The organism is Alcanivorax sp. HI0083 (genome assembly GCF_001635175.1).
Genome location: NZ_LWFX01000817.1, coordinates 1 through 622, shown reverse-complemented (window position 1 = coordinate 622; position 622 = coordinate 1). Strand labels below are relative to the sequence as shown.

Genomic DNA, 622 nt, shown 5'->3' with positions numbered 1-622 from the left:
CGCAGGGCGTAATCCGTATGTGTTGTGAGTTGCATGGCTTGACCTGCAGAAATGAGTATCTAATATGCCTATTTAAAAGAGGCATGTAAAATGCCTATTAATGGTCATCAACAGGAGTCACGCCGTGCTTACCCGGAATCAACTGGCTGTTATCAAACAAACCGTGCCTGTGCTTCAGGAAAATGGAGAGGCACTTACCCGGCATTTCTATGCACGTATGTTCCGGGGGAACCCGGAGGTGCGGCCCTTTTTTAACCCGGCCCATCAACAGGCTGGCACCCAGCAACGTGCTCTGGCGGGGGCTATCTGTGCTTATGCCCAGCACGTGGACAATCCGGCCGCGCTGGCAGATGCCGTGGAGCTGATTGCCCAGAAGCACGTTTCCCTGGGGATTCAGCCGCAGCACTATCCGATTGTTGGTGCCAATTTGCTGGCCTCCATTCAGGAAGTGTTGGGAATTGATGAAAGGTCGGAAATTATTGATGCCTGGGCGGCGGCCTATGGGGCGTTGGCAGATATCTTTATTGGCCGTGAAAATACGCTGTACCAGCATCAAAAGGAGGCGTTCGGCTGGCAGGGTTTCAAGCCTTTTGTCGTTGCCCGTCGTGAGGCTGAAAGCGAG

The 622-nt window shown here is 53.4% G+C and carries 1 protein-coding gene; it reads left to right on the top strand.

Annotated elements, in window-relative coordinates:
• Positions 1-124: 124 nt before the first annotated feature.
• A partial coding sequence (locus A3754_RS07885; protein ID WP_231880547.1) for a globin domain-containing protein occupies positions 125-622 on the top strand: 498 nt, incomplete at its 3' end.